This is a genomic window from Glycomyces sp. NPDC021274 (assembly GCF_040641195.1).
In the GTDB taxonomy this organism is placed as follows: Bacteria; Actinomycetota; Actinomycetes; order Mycobacteriales; family Micromonosporaceae; genus Glycomyces.
On sequence record NZ_JBFADC010000001.1, the window covers coordinates 251,219 to 267,832 of the forward strand.

Consider the following 16,614-nt stretch of genomic DNA (forward strand, 5'->3'; position numbering starts at 1 on the left):
GCCGAAAGCCGTTGGCGCCCTTCCTGTTGCGTTCTAGTCCTCCGCGTTGCGGAACTTGTTGACGAGTGCCCAGCTGCCGGGCAGGAGCAGCGCGGCGACGACGAGCTTGACGGCGTCACCCGCGAGGAACGGGGTCATGCCGGCGGCGATCGCGTCCGCGGCACCCATGTCGAGGGCGAAGGCGAGGTAGGGCACGCCGAAGGCGTACATGAGCACGTTGCCGACGACCATGAGCCCCACGGTCTTCGCGATCGTGCGGTCCCCGCCGCGCTTGGCGAGGAAGCCGACCGCCACGGCGGCGGCCAGGAAGCCGATGATGTAGCCGAAGGTCGGCATGGCGAAGCCCGAGGTCCCCTCGGTGAACCACGGCACGCCCGCCGCGCCGGCGGCGAGGTAGAGCGCGAGGGTCAGGCCCGCCCGGAGCGGCCCGTAGGCGGCGCCGAGAAGGAGCACGGTGAACGTCGTGAGCACGAACGGCACCGGGCTGATCTGCGGGATGGTGATCGCGATCTGCGCGGAGGCGCCGACGGCGGCGGCACCGCCGAGCACGAGCACGGCGTCGCGCGCGTACGCGGCGGCCTTCGTGCGAGCGGGCAGGAGATCGGCGAGAACGCTTGGCGCGGCAATCGCGGCAGCTGGGGCGACCATTGCGGATTCCTCCAACATCGTCTGTAGGTTCTATATAACGAGAGGCTTCCGGAAGCCTAACGCACCGCTGTTACGACCGCGTGACGGCCCGGCGGGCGCCCAACAGGAGCGTCCCGAAAATCGTGTCGGTCCCTGCCGTCATCATCGAACCGGGGGCGCCTGCGAATGCCCGATTTGCCGGCAACCGCCGTGAACCGCCCGACTCCCCCAAGCGAATCGCCCGCCTGTCGTACCCGGGCGGCATCCTGGAAAACGGGGGCGGCACCGAACACGAGACCCACTCGCCAAAGTCCTGCCCCGCGTGCCCGACCCGACCCGAGCGACGGTGCATGCACGCAGCACGGCCCGGCCGCCCCGAAGGGCCGACCGGGCCGCGTCGCACGTGCTTACTTGCGCTTCTCGATCGCCTCGAGCGCCTGCGGGAGCACCTGGAACAGGTCGCCCACGACGCCGAAGTCGGCCATGCCGAAGATCGGGGCGTCCGCGTCCTTGTTGACCGCCACGATGACCCGCGAGGTCTGCATGCCCGCGCGGTGCTGAATCGCGCCAGAGATGCCGGCCGCGACGTACAGCTGCGGGCTCACCGTCGTGCCGGTCTGGCCCACCTGGAACTTGTGCGGGTAGTACCCGGCGTCGGTCGCCGCGCGCGACGCGCCCACCGCGCCGCCCAGCGCATCGGCAACGCGCTCGATGAGCGCGAAGTCCTCCGCGGAGCCCACGCCGCGGCCGCCGGAGACCACGACACCGGCGTCGGCCAGACCCGGACGGTCGCCCGCGGGCTCGTCGATCCGCTCGGCGACCCGCACGCGCCGGTCGGCTTCAGCGACCTCGGCGGCGACGGCCTCCACAGTGGGGGCGCCCGGAGCGGGGGCGGGCTCGGTCGAGCCGGTCTTCACCGTCGCGAGCGTGAACCCCTTGGTGGCCTTGGACTTCACGACCGTGGCGCCCGCGAAGGCGTCCTGCGTCGCGGTCCCGTCGGCCTCCAGGCCCGAGACGTCGGTCAGCAGGCCGTTGTCCAGCGCCACCGCCACGCGGGCCGCGAGGGCCTTGCCCTCGTCGGTGCTCGGCAGCAGGAAGAAGTCCGGTGCGGCGGTGCGAGCCAGGTCGGTGAGGACGGTCGCCTTCGGGTCCACGAAGTAGTCGTCGATGCCGGCGGCGTCGACGCGGTAGACCTTCGCCGCGCCGTACTCGCCCGCGAGCGCCGCCGCGGCGTCGTCGAAGGCGACGGCCGAGACGTCGCCGAGGGTGCGTCCCAGCGTGAGGACCTCGGCGGCGTGCTTGCCCGAGTTCGGTACGTACACGAGGATGTCAGTCATGATCGGCTCCTATGCCCTTCAACCAGCTCAGATGAACTTCTCGGCGGCGAGGAATTCGGCGAGCGCGTCGCCGCCCTGGCCCTCGTCGGTGACGATCTGGCCGGCGGTGCGCGCGGGGCGCTCAGCGGCGCTCAGCACCTCGTTGCGCGCGGCGGCGGGCCCGGCCTCGGTGACGCCGAGGTCGGCGAGAGTGAGGGTCTCGACGGGCTTGCGCTTGGCGGCCATGATGCCCTTGAGCGACGGGTAGCGCGGCGTGTTGATGGTGTCCCAGACGGAGACGATCGCCGGGAGGTTCGCGTTGAGCACGTCGTAGCCGTTGGCGCGCTGGTGCTCGACGGTGACGGTGGTGCCGTCGGTGTCGATCTTGCGGGCGCCGGTGAGTGCCGGGGCGCCGGTGCGGGCGGCGAGCAGCTGGGGCATGACGCCCATGCCGGAGTCGGTGGACTCGGCGCCGGCGATCACGAGGTCCCATTCGAGGCGGCCGAGGGCCGCGGCGAGGATCGCGGAGGTGGTGAGCGCGTCGGAGCCGCCGACGGCGTCGTCCTCGATGTGCACGGCCTTGTCGGCGCCCATCGCGAGGACCTTGCGCACGGTCTCCGTGGCCTGGCTCGGCCCGAGGGTGAGGACGGTGACCTCGCCGCCGTGGGCCTCTTTGAGCTGGAGGGCGGCTTCGACGGCGTATTCGTCGAGCTCCCCCATGACGTTGTTGGCGCCGTTGCGGTCGACCCGCAGCTGGGCGTCCAGCTGTCTCGCGAGTCCCGAGTCCGGGACCTGCTTGACCAGAACCACGATGTTCATCGACAACCTCCGAGGTCGTACTAGAGGACGCTTGTTGGCCTTAGGTTTAGTTCAGGCGTCTCGGCTGAAACTATATCCTACGAAGTTACTTACGGGTAACCACCCGAGGCGTTGTTGTCCCCGGCGCGGCGGACAGGCATGATTGGACCATGATCCGCGCGTTCGTGTTCCTGGTCCTCGCCCACCTGGCGCTGGTCATCGCAGCGGTCGCGGACTGCCTCGGCGGTGAACATGCTCCCAGGAAGCTCACGCGCGCCTGGTGGGTGCTCATCATCGTGATCGTCCCGATCGCGGGCGGCGTCCTGTGGTTCACCGTCGGCCGGGCCAAGCCCCCACGGCCGCAGCCGGGTTCGCCGCGCGGCAACGCCGGTCCGCGTCCGAAGGGCCCGGTCGCGCCGGACGACGACCCCGATTTCCTGCGGGACATCGACCGCCGCCTGCGCGACGACAAGAAGGACGACTGAACCTCAGGCCGACTTCTCGCGGCGCGGGCGGATGGCCCGGCGCGGAGTGGCCTTGGTCCTCGGCACCAGTGTGGGGTTCACGTTGCGGCGCACCACGTCGGCGGTGATCTCCACTTTCGCCACCTCGTCGGCGCGCGAGGGGATCTCGAACATGACGGGCTGGAGCACTTCCTCCATGATGGCCCGCAGTCCGCGCGCTCCGGTGCCGCGCAGCATCGCGGACTCCACGATGGGCTCCAGTGCGTCCTCGGCGAACTCGAGTTCGACGCCGTCGAGTTCGAGGAGGCGCTGGTACTGCTTCACCAGGGCGTTCTTCGGCTCGGTGAGGATGCGCAGCAGCGCCTCCTTGTCGAGGTGGTCCACAGTGGTCAGGATGGGGAGGCGCCCGACCATCTCGGGGATGAGCCCGTACTTGAGCAGGTCCTCGGGCATGACCTGGGAGACGATCGCGTCTTCGGCGGACTCCTCGCCGTCGTGCAGTTGGACCGCGAAGCCGACGGTGCGCTTGCCGACGCGGGCCTTGATGATGTCCTCGATCCCGGCGAACGCGCCGCCGCAGATGAAGAGGATGTTCGTGGTGTCGATCTGGATGTGCTCCTGGTGCGGGTGCTTGCGCCCGCCCTGCGGCGGCACGGCCGCATGGGTGCCCTCGAGGATCTTCAGGAGCGCCTGCTGCACGCCCTCGCCGGAGACGTCACGGGTGATCGAGGGGTTGTCGGCCTTGCGTCCGGCCTTGTCGATCTCGTCGATGTAGATGATGCCGGTCTCGGCGCGCTTGATGTCGAAGTCGGCGGCCTGGATGAGCTTGAGGAGGATGTTCTCCACGTCGTCGCCCACATAGCCGGCCTCGGTGAGGGCCGTGGCGTCCGCGATCGCGAACGGTACGTCGAGCATCCGCGCGAGGGTCTGCGCCAGGTGGGTCTTGCCGGAGCCGGTGGGGCCCACCATGAGGATGTTCGACTTCTGGAGCTCCACGTGGTCGCCGCCGCGGATCGAGCCGAGCTCGTCGAGCTGCACGCGCTTGTAGTGGTTGTAGACCGCGACCGCGAGCGAGCGCTTCGCCGAGTCCTGGCCGATGACCCACTGGTCGAGGAACTCGACGATCTCCTTGGGCTTGGGCAGGTCCTCCCAGGCGACGTCGGCCTCTTCGGCGAACTCCTCTTCGATGATCTCGTTGCACAGGTCGATGCACTCGTCGCAGATGTACACGTTGGCGGGTCCGGCGATGAGCTTGCGGACCTGCCGCTGCGACTTCGAGCAGAACGAGCACTTCAAGATCTCGCTGTCACCCAGGCGAGGTGCCATCGCGGTAACTCCCTCCCTCGGCGGGCCCGTGGGCTGCTGCCGAGCGTGCTTTCGTGCTCCATCGTTGAAAGGTCAACCGGTGACACCGATCCGGCTCCGTTGATTCAGGACGAACCGGTGTCTCGATCCAGTATTTCGCATTTGCCGCCACCGCGCCACCCTTGCGGGCCCGAGGGCCTCCGCCGCTCCCTGGAGCGGCGCGCGGGCCCTGGGCCACGGTATCGCGGCCGGGCGACATCGGGGGGCGGATCGATCGGAGGTGAACTTCCATCGGATGGCGGGGAGGCGGCGGGCCGGGTGCCGCGGGCCGGACGCCCGGACCGTCGCCTCCTGCGTCGTGCTACGCCGCGACCTCGGCCGGCAGCGCGTTCTTCTTGCGGTAGGTCAGGACGTTGTCGACGATGCCGTACGCGACGGCCTCCTCGGCGGTGAAGATCTTGTCGCGCTCGATGTCGCGGCGCACCTTGTCCACGGGCTGCCCCGTGTGGCGGGAGAGGATCTTCTCCAGCTGGTCGCGCATGCGCATGATCTCGCGGGCCTGGATCTCCATGTCAGAGGCCTGGCCGAAGGTGCCCTCGGTGGCCGGCTGGTGGACGATCACGCGGGAGTTCGGCAGCGCGGTGCGCTTGCCGGGGGTCCCGGCCGCGAGCAGCACGGCCGCGGCCGAGGCGGCCTGGCCCATGCACACGGTCGCGATGTCGGGGCGCACGTACTGCATCGTGTCGTAGATGGCCATCAGCGCCGTGAGCGAACCGCCCGGCGAGTTGATGTACATCGTGATGTCCCGGTCGGGGTCGTTGCCCTCGAGGACGATCAGCTGGCTCATGATGTCGTTCGCGGAGGTGTCGTCGACCGGGGATCCGAGGAAGATGATCCGGTCCTCGAACATCTTGTTGTACGGGTTCATCTCCTTGACCCCGTACGAGGTCTTCTCCGTGAACGACGGGACGATGTAGCGGGCGCGCGGGTCGAAGCCGCCGGCCTGGGCGTGGATGTCCATCATCTGGTTCCCCTATTCCTTACTCAGTTGGCCTCGGCGGGGACGTCGGCCACCCGCTTGACGACATGGTCGATGAAGCCGTAGTCCTTCGCCTCGGCGGCGGTGAACCAGCGGTCGCGGTCGGAGTCGCGCTCGATCTCCTCGATCGTGCGGCCGGTGTGCTCGGCGACGCGCTCCTGGAACATCTGCTTGGTGTAGAGCATCTGCTCGGCGAGGATCGCGACGTCGGAGGCGGTGCCGCCGATGCCGCCGGAGGGCTGGTGCATCATGATGCGCGCGTGCGGGAGCGCGTAGCGCTTGCCGGCGGTGCCGGCGCACAGCAGCAGCTGGCCCATGGAGGCGGCCATGCCCATGCCGACGGTGGCGACGTCGTTCTTGATGTACTGCATGGTGTCGTAGATGGCCATGCCGTCGTACACCGAGCCGCCGGGCGAGTTGATGTAGAGCTTGATGTCGCGCTGGTCGTCCTCGGCCTCGAGCAGGAGCAGCTGCGCGCACAGGCGGTTGGCGATCTCGGAGTTGACGTCCGAGCCCAGGAACAGGATGTGCTCCTTGAGCAGGCGGTCGAAGACCATGCTGTCGAGGCCGATCGAGGAGGCGTCGCCGCCACCGCGCCGGGCCACCGCGCTGACGACGTCCTTCTCCAGCTGCGAGGAGAATGGAATCGAACGGTCCATGTCTTGCACCTTCATTCTGTCTCGGCGATATGCACTCGGCGTTGCGGTTACCATCCCAGACCTTAGCCCGTCGGGGCGACGATCGGACGCGCCTGGGCGCCGTGTTCGCTGCGAGCGGAGCGCGGGCCCCGGCGACGCTTGCGGGCCGCAAACGAGCCGGCCCTCGGCGAAGCTCGCGAGCGGGGCCGGAGGCGCCGGGGCGGGGGCTAGGCTCAAGGAAAAGTTGCAGTTCAATACCACCTAACGCGCGCTACTGTCGCGCGTTAGGAGATATCTGCTATGGTCGGGCAAGCGCATACCCGGGTGACTTGGCACACGTGGCGGCGCACCGGCGAACGCACGGCTCCGGCCCGCGCTCGCTCCGAACCCCGACGGGTCCCTCACCGGCCCGCATTCTGAAGAGAGAGCTCAATGAAGAGAAGACTCATCCTCACCGCCGGCACCGCCGGTGCGGCGGCCCTGCCCCTCAGCGCCTGCGGCTTCATCGGCGGCGGCGACGAGACTGACGCGAAGACCGTCAAGTTCTGGCTCTCGGGCGACGCGAACCAAGGCGGCGGCTTCCAGAAGATGGCCGACAAGTACCTCGAGGAGACCGGGGTGACGATCGACATCGACGACATCCCGTACGACGACTTCAACACCCGCCTGCGCAACGCCGCCCAGGCCGACGGCCTCCCCGACTTCGCCCGCGTCACCGCCATCGACCCGATCTGGATGGACCAGCTCGAGGACCTCGGCCCCGTCGCGAGCGAGCACGGCGTCATGGAGAACCTCCTCATCGAGAACGAGGACGGCGAGGTCCCGACCTTCCTCACCGACCTCACCGCGGTGGGCCTGTACGTCAACAAGTCCCTGTTCGACGAGGCCGGGGTCGCCTACCCGACCACCGCGGACCAGGTCTGGACCTGGGACGAGTTCATCGCGGCCGTCAGCGAGGTCAAGGCCGCGACTGGAGCGCGCTACGGACTCGTCATGGACCCGTCCTCGCACCGCCTGCGGTCCCTCATGTACCAGTTCGGCAGCAACGACTTCGAGCTCGGCGAGGACTGCACGTACTCCACGGACGAGGCCGCCACCTCGGCCGCGCTCGAGTTCTTCGCGGGGATCAACGACGACGACGTGATGCCCCGCTCGGTGTGGGTCTCCGGCGACGACCCGAACGCGCTCTTCAAGAGCGGCCAGGTCGCGGCCTACTACTCCGGCTCGTGGCAGGTGGCCGACTTCCAGGCCAACATCACCGACTTCGAGTGGGCCTCGGCCCTCATGCCGGCCCAGACGCGCCGCGCCACCAACCTCGGCGGCGGCTACATGGTCGTCTACAAGGGCGAGAAGTCCCAGGCCGCGCTCGACTTCGTCAACTGGCTCTTCACGCCTGAGAACTACACCGAGATCTGCGAGATCTCCGGCTTCCTGCCGGTGATCCAGGGCCTCGACATCGACTACGGCGCCGCGCAGGCCAGCTTCGACCTCTACAACGAGGAGATCGCCGCCTCCGACCCCATCTCCAGCAAGCAGAGCAACGACCAGTTGGAGATGGTCTACACCGGCCGGAGCTCGGGCGGCGACGCCGACCCGCTCAAGGACGAGGCCGTCAAGCTCGCCAACGGCGACCAGGACGTGCCCACCACGATCGCGAACATCATCGCCGGTCTCAACGAGAACATCAACTGCGAGTAACCCTTGACGGCCACCGCCATCCGATCCGAAGCCCCCGCCGGGCCGCGCAAGCGGCCCGGCCGGGGCCGCCGCGCCCAGTACCGGCTCGCGCCGCTCGCACTCGCCGGCGTCAGCATCGTCCTGTTCCTCGTGTTCTTCGTCTGGCCCGGCGGGCTGGGCCTGATCTACTCGTTCACCGACTACTCCGGCATCGGCACGCCCGAGTTCATCGGCACGGACAACTACGAGCGGCTCTTCGCCGACCCGACCTTCTACGACTCGCTCACGCGCACCCTGCTGTTCGCGGTCCTCAGCGTCCCGCTCATGTACGTCCTGTCGCTCGCGATCGCCTCGCTCGTGGTCTCCAACTACGCCAAGGGCTCCGCGTTCGCGAAGGTCGTGTTCTTCTTCCCCTGGCTCATCTCCCCCATCGTCGCGGGCGTGGTGTGGCGCTGGATGTTCGGCGAAAGCTTCGGCTTCGTCAACTACGTGGTCTCCCGGCTCGGCGCGGACCCGCTCGCCTGGCAGACCGACCCCGACCTCGCGCTCATGGTCGTCGTCATCGCCGCGACCTGGGGCGGCACCGCCTTCAACATGCTGATCTTCATCGCGGCGCTCAAGAACGTGCCGCGCGCCTACTACGAGGCCGCGCAGATCGACGGCGCGAACGCCTGGCAGCGCTTCCGCCACATCACGCTCCCGTCCATCGCGCCCACCTCGTTCCTGGTGATCCTGCTGTCCTCGCTCGGGGCCATGAAGGAGTTCGCGATGGTCCAGGCGCTCAACGGCGGCGGGCCCGGCACCTCCAACGTCATGATCATCCAGTACATCTACGAGACCGGCTTCAAGCGCGCCGACATCGGCTACGCCAGCGCCGTCTCCATGATCCTGCTGCTCATCCTGCTCACCATCGCCCTGGTGCAGATGGCCGTCAACCGGAGGCGCTCGGCATGAGCACTGCGACCGTTGCACCGCGAAAGCCCGTCCGCAAGGCGCGCAAGGCGAAAGAGCTCGGCACCGTCGTCCCCGTGACCACGTTCATGTGGCTGCTGGCGGCGCTGTACGCGTTCCCGCTCGTCTGGTTCCTGCTGAGCGCCTTCAAACCCGGCTCGGAGCTGTTCCAGTACCCGCTCACGATCCTCCCGGAGAACCCCACCGTCGCAGGGTTCGAGAAGGCCTGGGACCGGTTCGACTTCATGCTGTACTTCTCGAACACGCTCGCGGTGGCGCTCACGACCACCGTGCTGACCGTGTTCGCCAGCGCGATGACCGGGTACGCGCTCGCGAAGTACCAGGACAAGGCCTGGATCCGGATCTTCTTCGTGTGCCTGCTGGCGACGACGATGCTGCCGACCGAGGTCATCCTCTCGCCCACGTTCCTGGTGATCCGGGACCTCGGCATGTACGACTCGATGGCGGGCCTGGTCGTGCCGTCGATCCTCACGGCCACCGGCGTGTTCATGTTCCGGCAGTTCTTCGTGTCGATCCCGGACGACATCATCGAGGCGGCCCGCATCGACGGGGCGCGCGAGGTCGGGATCTTCTTCCGGATCATGCTGCCGATGTCGCGGCCGATCATCATGACGCTGGCGATCTTCTCGTTCCAGTGGCGGTGGAACGACTACATCTGGCCGCTGATCGTGGTGGGCGACGAGCGGAAGTTCACGCTCCAGATCGCGCTGCGGTCCATTGTGGGGGCCGAGAACATCGACTGGCCGCTGCTGCTGGCGGCGTCGGTGATGTCGATCCTGCCGCTGGTGCTCATCTTCATCGTGTTCCAGAAGTACGTCATGAACGAGGACATCAATGCCGGGCTCAAGGACTGACACCGCTTTTCTGGTCGCCGTCACCGCGGCGGCCGACGAGCGGGCGCGGGACGTGCTCGCTGGGGTCGACGGGCTCCTCGCGGGCGCGCCGCACCACCGGCAGGTGATGTCCGCTGCGAAGACGCTGGTGGCGTGCGCGGTGCATCCGGCCTCAGCGCTCTTCGCCTCGGCGGAGGCGGCCGGGGCCGCGGTGCGGCTGGTGGGGTTCCTGGCCGGGATGCAGGGCGCGAACGGGCTGTTCGACGGCGAGAACCTCGCTTCACCGCCCGACACGGCGTTCACGATCAACGACCTGTGCGACACGTACGCGCTGCTGCAGGGCGATGCGGTGCCGGAAGCGTTGCGGCCCTTGGCCGGAGCGCTGGCAGACATCGCCGCGGCGGCGGCCGGGCCGCTGCGGCTCGGCGGCGTCCACACGCCGAACCACCGGTGGGAGCTGAGCGCGGCGCTGGCGCGGCTGCACGCGCACTGGCCCGACGAGCGCCTGGTCGCGCGGGTCGACGAGTGGCTGGCCGAGGGCATCGACATCGCCCCGGACGGGATGTACTCGGAGCGGAGCCCGAACTACTCGCTGTACGTCTCGAACCCGTCGTTGACGGCGATCGGCACGCTGCTGGACCGGCCGGCGCTGCTCGACGCGGTGTGCCGGAACCTCGAGGCGGTGGCCGCGACCGCGCTGCCGGACAGGACCGTGGAGACGGTGCATTCGCGGCGGCAGGACCAGCGGGGCGCGATCCCTCTGGCGCCGTTCCTGATGCAGTTCCGGCGGTACGCGATCGTACGGGGGCGCGGCGACTTCGCGGCCGTGGTGGCGCGCCTCCGCAAGGAGCCGATCGCCGCTCCGGCGGATGCACTGGCGGAGATCCTGCTCGAGCCGGCGCTGGCCGGTTCGCTGCCCGAGGGCGCGGCGCCGCAGGCGGTGAGCACCGTGTTCCCCTCTGCCGGACTGGCGGTGGTGCGGGACGGCGGGTTCGCGGTGACGGTGTTCGGCGGGACGGACTACGCCGAGCACGGCTGGATCCGCTCGGGGCTGTCGAGCAATCCGACGTTCCTGCGGGTGTACGCAGGCGACGCCGTGCTGGACTCGGTGCGGCTCTCGCGGGACTTCTTCGGCATGGGGCCCTTCAGGGGCGGGTTCGCGCAGGAGGACGGCGAGTACGTCCTCCGCGAGCGAGTGGCGGCGGCCTACTACCAGCCGCTGCCCGCGGAGTTCCGGCGCGCGGACGGCGATTACGCGCTCATGGACGACGGCCGGTTCTCGGCGTCGATGGACTTCGCGCACCGGCCCAATGACGCGTTCGCGCTCGCGACCGAGGCGCGGGTGCGCGTCGGCGAAGGCGAGGTGCGCCTCGGCATCGAGGTGAGTCCGGGCGGGGTGCGGCACGTGCTCGAACTGGCCTTCCGGGACGGCGGCGAGCTGGAGGGCGTGCGGCCCTTGGCGGGCGGCGGTTTCGCTCCTGTTGACGGTGCGTTCACCTACCGGCGGGGCGGGGACGCGATCGCGGTGCGTGTGGACGAATGCGGTCCGGCCGGTCTCGGCTACCACCCGGGCGAGGACTACACGCACCTCTCGGGAACCGATGCGGCCCAAGGGCTGCGCGTGTACGTCCCGATTCCGGCGTCCGGTCGCTCCACGGTGGTCTTGCGGTCACACTAGTCCGTTGTGCGACAGCAATGGAAACATTGGCCATACGCAAGCGTAATCATTTGTCAATAGCATAATCTGTGATTGCAGACACACAACCAACTAGATGGTTGCGACGGCCTGATTACTCCTATAGGTTGGGGTGCAACACGCTTCGTTACCCTCTGATCCCTTTGCGGAGCAACGGTTCTTCTTGACACCCTCTATCTAAAGAGGTCAATGCCATGTTGACTGACCACTCCACCCTGCTCCTCGTGGGCAATCGATTCTCCGGATTCAGCGCCGCTCACCCCGGAGTACTCACCGTCAGTGAGTTCATCCGTCGCCTCCGCAATGACGCGGGCAGCACTGCATCCGAGCACCTCACCCTCCAGCCCGGACAGGGCATCGGCGAGTCCCAATGGGACCTGCTGCGGATCGAGATCGCCGAACGCGGCCTCGCACACCGCATCCACCTCATGCCGGCCATTCCCGCCCCGGCCGCGCGCCGCGAGACCCACAAGCACGTCGAGGCCAACCGCCTCATCAGTCGCCCCCGCCGGACCGGCCCCGGCCGGTACCGCGCGGACCTGCGGGTGCACAACGACAACGAGCTGCTCATCGACCACCAGACCGGCCAGCACGTGCAGGGCATGGTCGCGGTCGAGGCGGCCCGCCAGATGTTCCTCACCGTCACCGAGCGCTTCCTGCTCCCCGACGACCGCGAGCGCTACTTCGTCATCAACTCCATGGCCACCGAGTTCGAGAACTTCCTGTTCCCGCTGGCCGCCGAGATCGACTACCTGATCATCGAAGCGGACACCGCGAACCCCGACCGGCTCGCGTTCTCCGTCGAGATCGCCATCGAGCAGGCCGGACGGCGCTGCACCCGCACTTCGGTGCGGTTCACCGCCTTCGAGAACCGGCTCATCGAGTCCAAAGAGCAGCGCCGGGCCGAGCAGGCCGTCGCCGCGGTCGTGGCACAGCGCGAAGGGGCCCTCGCCGATGCAGCGGTCCACTGAGCGCACCGTCCCCTACGACGCCGCGTTCTTCGACGTCGACGAGACGCTGCTGGCGCACAAGAGCATGTTCCGGTTCCTCCGGTTCTACTTGCAGCGCAAGGGTGAACCGGAACTGCTGTACGAGCGGCTCGCCGCCGAGCTGAGCGCGCTCGCCGCCGCGGGCGTGCCCCGCGAGGAGGTCAACCGCGCGTACTACCGGCTCTACGCCGGGGAGTCCGCCGAGTACCTCGCCGCGGTCGGCCGGGAATGGTTCGACGCCGAACTCGCCGACCCCGGCTTCCTGCTCGAGGCACCCGTCGCCGAGCACGCGGACCTGCGCGAGCAGGGCGTCCCGACCCACTTCGTCTCCGGATCGTTCTTCGCCTGCCTGGAGCCCGCCGCCGCGCTCCTGGGGGCCTCCGAGACGCACGGCGCGCCGGTGAAGATCCGCAGAGGACAGCTCACCGGCGAGATCGACTACCCCGTGATCGGCGAAGGCAAGGCCGAGACCGTCCAGGCCGTGGCCCGGCTCCGCGGCTACCGGCTCGACCACTGCATCGCCTACGGCGACCACGCCACCGACCTGCCGATGCTCGAGACCACCGGCACCGCCGTCGTCGTCGGCGACGACCCGGTGCTGCGCCGGCGCGCCGAAGCCGCCGCCTGGCGCACCCTGCCGCAGACCCCGCGCACCGCCGCGCGGCTCCCCGCCTGAGCGGGCGCGTTCACCCGGCTCTCACCCCCGAATCCGGTCCCCCGCACCGAATCCGAACACCTCTGGAGGCACCGCCATGTCCGCGACCTATCTGCTGACCACCGAACTCCCCGTGCAGCCCGACCGCGCCGACGAGGCCGCCGAGGCCTGGAGCGGTCTCCTGGCCGCCGCGGCCGACAAGGACCGCGTCCTCTACCGCTGCCTGGAAGCCGACACCCTGCTCGAACTGCGCGCCCTCACCGGACTCGACGAGATCGCCGCCGCCGACGCGGACTTCGAGACCCAGTGGCACGCGGTCGGCCCGTACGCCGCCGGCGACTTCCGCCGCCAGGCGCTGCGCTTCGTCGAGGCGCCCAAGGAACCCGGCACCGCGCTGCCGGTGACCCCGTACGTGCAGCTGCGCTACGTCGAGGTCAAGCCCCCGGCGTACGAGGCGTACCGGGCCTGGCGCGAGGCCACCATCTTCGACGTCGTGCGCGGCGCCGAGGAGGTGGAGTCGTTCAGCGCCTACCACACCGTGGTCAGCACCCAGCCCGGCGTGCTCTTCGTCAGCGGCTTCTCCTGCGCCCCCGAGCAGTACCAGGCTCCGTTCACTTCGGACCGGTACCGCGAGATCGTGCAGCAGGCCGGCGACCGCTACATCACCGGCGGCCCCGGCGGGCTCTACACCCGCTGCTACGAGCGCGTCGAAGCCTGAGCGAGGAACGAGCACCCGTGAACGCCCACGTCCTGGACCTCAGCGTCACCACCCAGGGACCCGCCTACCCGCCCAGCGAGATCATGGACAAGGACGGGAACTTCGTCACCATCGGCCGGATCAACCGCGCCGGTGAGGACGGGAACGTCAGCGCCGCATGGGGATCGGCGCTCGTCGCGCAGGACAGCCCGCTCCCGCCGTTCGGCGCCCACGCGCCGTACCGCATCCTCCGCGAGCTGACCGGCGATGACGACGACATGGAGCTGTACACCCTGCCGCTCCCGCTGCCGTGCAACAACTACCCGATGCTGTTCGCCCCCGAGCAGCGGCCCGACGCGCACGAGGTCGTGCGGCCGAGCCACCCGCTGCACGAGGTCCCGATCCCGGACCTGCGCGAGGCCGACGGCCCGCGCCGGCGGGACCCGATCACCCTCGGGCAGTGGCGGCGCGCGCGCGGCCAGGTCGAGGTCACGGTGACCGAGGGCGGCACGGCCGCCGAGTTCGAGTTCTGGTTCACCGGCCTCATCCCCGACAGCGTCTACACCGTCATGTCCCTGCGCCAGAAGGACCTCGACCCGGCCGGGCCGACCCGGCCCGGGCCGCTCGGGATACCGAACGCCTTCTACGCCGACCGGGGCGGCGCGGGCCACTACCAGGCCCGCCTGCCCGACCCGTTCCCCGAACCCGACCGGCCCGGTGCCAACCGCGTCATCAACGTCGTGGTCCTGTGGATGAGCTACCAGCAGAACTACGGCGGCGCGATCGGCCACTTCGGACTGGGCGGCGACATCCACGCCCAGCTGAAGCTGACCGGACCGTCCTTTCAAGAGCTGATCACGCGCTCATAGCGCCGCGCTCACAGCCGAGCGAGGTGAGCGATCCCCGGGGCCCCGGGGCCGCGACGACGCGGCACCGGGGCGAACACCCTCCCACCACCGATCGCCGACCCGATTCGAGGTGACCGACCATGGCCATGCCCTTGTCGACCTATCCCACCAGCACACCCGACTCCCCCAGCGCCGCAAGGCGACCCGTGGGCGTCCTAGGCACCGGCTCCTACCTGCCCGCCCGCATCGTCGGCAACGACGAGGTCGCGGCCAAGGCGGGCGTCGACGCCGAATGGATCCTCCGCAAGACCGGTATCGGCGCCCGCCGCTACGCCGCGGCCGACGAGGCCACCTCCGACCTCGCCGCCCGCGCCGGGAAGGCGGCGCTCGAGGACGCCGGCGTCGACCCCGCCACGCTCGACTGCATCATCGTCGCCACGTCCACACCGGACCACCCGCAGCCCGCGACGGCCGCGATCGTCCAGCACCGGATCGGCGCCGACGGCGTCCCGGCGTTCGACGTGAACGCCGTCTGCACCGGCTTCCTGTTCGCGCTCGCCGCGGCCTGGCGGCTCGTCGCCGACGGCGGCCGCGCGCTCGTCATCGGCGCGGACATCTACTCGCGCATCATCAACCCCGCCGACCGGCGCACCGCGGTGCTCTTCGGCGACGGCGCGGGCGCGGTCGTCCTCGGGCCGGTCCCCGAGGGGCGCGGCATCACCGCCGCCGCCCTGCGCACCCACGGGGCCCACCACGAGATGATCAACGTGCCCGCGGGCGGCAGCCGCTACCCGTCGCGCCTGCGCGGCGCCGACGACGAGGCGCACTACTTCGCCATGGACGGCAGGGCCGTGCGCGCCTTCGTCACCGAGCAGCTCCCGCTCTCGGTGAAGGAGGCCGTCGAAGAGGCCCGGACCACCGCCGACGACATCCGGCACTTCGTGCCGCACCAGGCGAACGGCCAGATGCTCGACGAGATCCAGCCGAGCCTCGGCCTGGTGAACGCCGCCAGTCACCGCACGGTCGCCGAGTACGGCAACACCGGGTCCGCCTCGGTCCCGGTCACGCTCGACCGGGCCAACCGGTCGGGCGCGCTGAAGGACGGCGACCAGGTGCTGCTCTCGGGCTTCGGCGGCGGCATGTCGATCGGCAGCGCCGTCCTGCGCTGGAGCCGCGGATGAGGCCCTGCCCGGCCGGCGTTCCCGCCGGCCGGGCCCGCGGCCGCTCCCGCGCGTGCGGGAGCGGCTCGGGCCGAGTCCGTCGGTCCGCTCGCAAGGCGGAACCCGTTGTCGCGCTGAGGACACCGCAGCCGGGCGCGTCGGCCGGTCCCGGACCGCTGGGGTCCGCGGGACCGGCGCTAGCCCTGCAGCAGTCGCGCGGCCCCGGGCGGGAAGTCGTCCGGGGCGCTCGCGACCGCTTCGATGCTCGCGCGCCCGAACGCGTTGAGGGAGGCCCGCAGCGCCTCGATCGTGGTGACCTCCGGTCGCAACTCGATGAACAGCAGGTTCCGCTGCTGCGGCATCACGAACGGCCAGGAGGAGATCCCGATCAGCGTGATGAGGAGCGCGGCCACCGCGGGCGCGTTGTCGACCCCCAGCGCGCGCTGGAGGGCGGCGATCTTGTCCTCGTAGAACGCCTGCCGCTCTTCGCGCCACGGCAGCGGCGAGTCCCCGAACGTCAATCCCTCCCAGGCGATGAGCCGCACCATGCTGGGGTCGCGCAGGTGGAAGTCGAAGACGGCGCCCACGTACTCGTCGAGTCCGGCGCGGTCGGTCGGCAGCGGCACGGCCTCGCCGAGCCGCCGGTGCGCCTCCCGCAGCACCTCCGCGAACAGGTTCTCCTTGCTCTGGAAGTACGCGTAGAGCCGCTGCTTGTTGCAGCCCGCGAGGGCGGCGATGCGGTCCACGCGGGCGCCGGCCGGGCCGTGCTCGGTGAACTCTTCGTAGGCGGCTTGCAGGAGGGCGTCACGAGTCCGGTTCGAGGCCGGTCGGGCGATGGATTGAGCGGGCATCGCGGCATTGTATCGCGCCAACTAACCGGTTGGGCGGCCTCGGCCGTCC

The 16,614-nt window shown here is 69.7% G+C and carries 17 protein-coding genes; 10 read left to right on the forward strand and 7 right to left on the reverse strand.

All coding sequences use genetic code 11. From position 1 onward, the window contains the following. Positions 1–33: 33 nt before the first annotated feature. The 3 genes from AB0I03_RS01070 to AB0I03_RS01080 all read right to left on the reverse strand — a co-directional run bounded on the left by AB0I03_RS01070 (position 34) and on the right by AB0I03_RS01080 (position 2,762). Complete coding sequence (locus AB0I03_RS01070) at positions 34–648, reverse strand: biotin transporter BioY (RefSeq protein ID WP_360404370.1); 615 nt, start codon at positions 646–648, stop codon at positions 34–36. A 386-nt stretch (positions 649–1,034) separates the two neighbouring features. Continuing rightward, complete coding sequence (locus AB0I03_RS01075) at positions 1,035–1,964, reverse strand: electron transfer flavoprotein subunit alpha/FixB family protein (protein WP_360404373.1); 930 nt, start codon at positions 1,962–1,964, stop codon at positions 1,035–1,037. Positions 1,965–1,991: 27 nt separating this feature from the next. Next, a complete protein-coding gene (locus AB0I03_RS01080; protein WP_360404376.1) occupies positions 1,992–2,762 on the reverse strand; it encodes an electron transfer flavoprotein subunit beta/FixA family protein in 771 nt (256 codons plus the stop codon). 149 nt (positions 2,763–2,911) lie between these two features. On the opposite strand from AB0I03_RS01080, the gene AB0I03_RS01085 reads away from it, so the two are divergent. Continuing rightward, on the forward strand, positions 2,912–3,226 hold the full coding sequence (locus tag AB0I03_RS01085) for a PLD nuclease N-terminal domain-containing protein (protein WP_360404379.1): 315 nt from the start codon (positions 2,912–2,914) through the stop codon (positions 3,224–3,226). Between the two features lie 3 nt (positions 3,227–3,229). On the opposite strand, the gene clpX is transcribed toward AB0I03_RS01085, so the two are convergent. The 3 genes from clpX to AB0I03_RS01100 all read right to left on the reverse strand — a co-directional run bounded on the left by clpX (position 3,230) and on the right by AB0I03_RS01100 (position 6,208). After that, positions 3,230–4,531, reverse strand: a complete 1,302-nt coding sequence (gene clpX, locus AB0I03_RS01090) for an ATP-dependent Clp protease ATP-binding subunit ClpX (RefSeq protein ID WP_360404382.1) — start codon at positions 4,529–4,531, stop codon at positions 3,230–3,232. Between the two features lie 340 nt (positions 4,532–4,871). Beyond that, a complete protein-coding gene (locus AB0I03_RS01095) occupies positions 4,872–5,534 on the reverse strand; it encodes an ATP-dependent Clp protease proteolytic subunit (protein WP_360404385.1) in 663 nt (220 codons plus the stop codon). A gap of 20 nt (positions 5,535–5,554) precedes the next feature. Further along, the gene (locus AB0I03_RS01100; protein WP_289956281.1) at positions 5,555–6,208 is read right to left on the reverse strand and encodes an ATP-dependent Clp protease proteolytic subunit; all 654 of its coding nucleotides are present in this window, start codon (positions 6,206–6,208) and stop codon (positions 5,555–5,557) included. A gap of 411 nt (positions 6,209–6,619) precedes the next feature. On the opposite strand from AB0I03_RS01100, the gene AB0I03_RS01105 reads away from it, so the two are divergent. The 9 genes from AB0I03_RS01105 (at position 6,620) to AB0I03_RS01145 (ending at position 15,735) form a co-directional block, all read left to right on the forward strand. Next, positions 6,620–7,885, forward strand: coding sequence for an extracellular solute-binding protein (locus AB0I03_RS01105; RefSeq protein ID WP_360404389.1), 1,266 nt, complete (start codon positions 6,620–6,622; stop codon positions 7,883–7,885). 3 nt (positions 7,886–7,888) lie between these two features. After that, the gene (locus tag AB0I03_RS01110; RefSeq protein ID WP_360404392.1) at positions 7,889–8,818 is read left to right on the forward strand and encodes a sugar ABC transporter permease; all 930 of its coding nucleotides are present in this window, start codon (positions 7,889–7,891) and stop codon (positions 8,816–8,818) included. Between the two features lie 86 nt (positions 8,819–8,904). Continuing rightward, complete coding sequence (locus AB0I03_RS01115) at positions 8,905–9,690, forward strand: carbohydrate ABC transporter permease (RefSeq protein ID WP_360405885.1); 786 nt, start codon at positions 8,905–8,907, stop codon at positions 9,688–9,690. After that, entirely contained in the window at positions 9,671–11,347 is a 1,677-nt protein-coding gene (locus AB0I03_RS01120) for a hypothetical protein (protein ID WP_360404395.1), read from the forward strand. Before AB0I03_RS01115 ends, AB0I03_RS01120 begins: the two co-directional genes overlap by 20 nt. 212 nt (positions 11,348–11,559) lie before the next feature. Further along, positions 11,560–12,336, forward strand: coding sequence for an AfsA-related hotdog domain-containing protein (locus tag AB0I03_RS01125; RefSeq protein ID WP_360404398.1), 777 nt, complete (start codon positions 11,560–11,562; stop codon positions 12,334–12,336). Then, a complete protein-coding gene (locus tag AB0I03_RS01130; RefSeq protein ID WP_360404401.1) occupies positions 12,320–13,030 on the forward strand; it encodes an HAD-IB family hydrolase in 711 nt (236 codons plus the stop codon). The genes AB0I03_RS01125 and AB0I03_RS01130 overlap by 17 nt, the downstream gene beginning before the upstream one ends. A 76-nt stretch (positions 13,031–13,106) precedes the next feature. After that, the gene (locus AB0I03_RS01135; RefSeq protein ID WP_360404404.1) at positions 13,107–13,727 is read left to right on the forward strand and encodes a hypothetical protein; all 621 of its coding nucleotides are present in this window, start codon (positions 13,107–13,109) and stop codon (positions 13,725–13,727) included. A 17-nt stretch (positions 13,728–13,744) separates the two neighbouring features. Beyond that, a complete protein-coding gene (locus AB0I03_RS01140) occupies positions 13,745–14,575 on the forward strand; it encodes a hypothetical protein (protein WP_360404407.1) in 831 nt (276 codons plus the stop codon). 119 nt (positions 14,576–14,694) lie between these two features. Beyond that, positions 14,695–15,735, forward strand: coding sequence for a beta-ketoacyl-ACP synthase III (locus AB0I03_RS01145; protein ID WP_360404410.1), 1,041 nt, complete (start codon positions 14,695–14,697; stop codon positions 15,733–15,735). Positions 15,736–15,911: 176 nt separating this feature from the next. On the opposite strand, the gene AB0I03_RS01150 is transcribed toward AB0I03_RS01145, so the two are convergent. After that, positions 15,912–16,565, reverse strand: a complete 654-nt coding sequence (locus AB0I03_RS01150; protein ID WP_360404413.1) for a TetR family transcriptional regulator — start codon at positions 16,563–16,565, stop codon at positions 15,912–15,914. Positions 16,566–16,614 lie beyond the last annotated feature (49 nt).